The following is a 1,710-nucleotide window of genomic DNA, read 5'->3' as shown; positions in this document are numbered from 1 at the left end:
GTATAATTGGTATTGATATTATTAATATCATCGTCCTCATCTGTATCATCTGTTACAATATCAATTGGAGACTGTGCATTACCTCCACAATCTTTCCAATCCTCGCCGCAAAGATCAGCCCAGAATGCTGGACCTTCTGATCCTTCATACTCAAAATGACAATCTGATGAACTTTTTCGTCCAAAAAAGATATTCCCTAGATTTGTCTCGTCATTTTTATTAATATCCTGATTAACATTTTGATCCTGAATATCTGTTTTTTCATTCTCACAAGAAGCTAATCCATAAATTAAAGCAAAAGTAAATAAATACTTAAAAAAATTTGATTTCATAATGTGTTGAGTTTATAATTTTATGTGCTCAAAAATATGGGCTTGTTATTATTTTTTGTGCAATATCTATCAATCGAGAATATGATATTTATCAATTAATTTATTGACTATTGAGTGGTTTAAATCATAATAAATCGATATTTTTAAAGTATTAACTATCACACAAAACTCATGACACAATCTTCTGATTTACAACATAGATTAATTACTATTTTAAAGCTCTCTACTTTTCTTATTTTTTTAGGCAGAGCCTACCAACACATTGTTTGGGACGCTCCCTACAGAACTTTTCTATGGGACGAAAGTATCCTAAAAAGTAGTATTGAAAATGTTTTTGGTATCGCCTGGAATGATTATGTAACCAGCCTCTCGGCTGCTAATACAATTTCTTTTTCAATAAAAGCAATAGGTGTCTTTTATCTCATTTGTGCTATCATTACTTTAATGATAAAACCTAACATGAAAAAAACCGGTAAATTCTTTTTATTAGGAGGGAGTATCGGACTTTTTATTTTGGCAATCTTGTATTGTAAAGAGAAATTTTTACATGTTGGGCAATTTTTTGAATATACAATTCAATTCATGACTCCAGTACTTCTTTATATGGTATTATTCACCTCTATTGAATTTAAAAAAATACGCTTAATTGCTCTTATTGCTATTGCTCTTACATTTAGTTGTCATGGTTTATATGCTATCGGATATTATCCCAGACCAGGCAGTTTTATTGACATGACACTCAACACTTTGCCAATTAGTGAACCTAGCGCACATCTAATGTTAAAAACAGCAGGCATCCTTGATTTTGTAGTTGCCATTGCTATTTTTATTCCCAGGATATCTTATGCTGCTTTAGTATATGCCTTTGTATGGGGAGGGTTAACCGCTATAGCCCGACTAGTAGGTCATTTTCACGTTGCTTTTTTATGGAACTCATTCAGTCAATGGACCTGGGAAATGTTGATTAGATTACCTCATGGTTTAATACCCTTGTTTGTGATGATTGCTGATCGTCCTAATTTACGTTATCTAAAGAAACTTTCTTTCAGAAAAAACCCTCAAACTATATAATTCATTCATCATTATACTTTATAAATAATCCTCGGGATAAGCCCCGAGGGTTATATTAGAATAAGTTCGGTTAACTATCTTTATACAATACGTCATATTCTTTCTCCTTACTTTAATTTTTAATGAATTGAGCTACAATTTTTGTTAGCTATAGGATTGAGCACTGTGAAATGGAAAATGAATTTCATACTAATCTTCTTTCTTCATAATCTGATCAATCATCAAGCTTAAAAAAAACAATGATATTTTGTTGAGCAAATCTTGGGATATTAACTCTTCTTAGAATAAAAAAACTGCCTGAACATCT

The 1,710-nt window shown here is 31.3% G+C and carries 1 protein-coding gene and 1 pseudogene; one reads left to right on the top strand and one right to left on the bottom strand.

The annotated features are described in order from the left end of the window. Positions 1-332 (bottom strand): annotated as a pseudogene (locus Z054_RS28890) (carbonic anhydrase family protein); the annotation flags it as partial. A 171-nt stretch (positions 333-503) separates the two neighbouring features. Between Z054_RS28890 and Z054_RS0119870 the strand changes: the two are divergent. Next, entirely contained in the window at positions 504-1,403 is a 900-nt protein-coding gene (locus tag Z054_RS0119870; protein WP_024771790.1) for a hypothetical protein, read from the top strand. Positions 1,404-1,710: the final 307 nt, after the last annotated feature.

It is taken from the genome of Aquimarina macrocephali JAMB N27 (genome assembly GCF_000520995.1).
GTDB lineage: Bacteria > Bacteroidota > Bacteroidia > Flavobacteriales > Flavobacteriaceae > Aquimarina > Aquimarina macrocephali.
The sequence above is the reverse complement of the archived record's forward strand: the minus strand, read 5'-3'. Positions and strand labels throughout refer to the sequence as shown.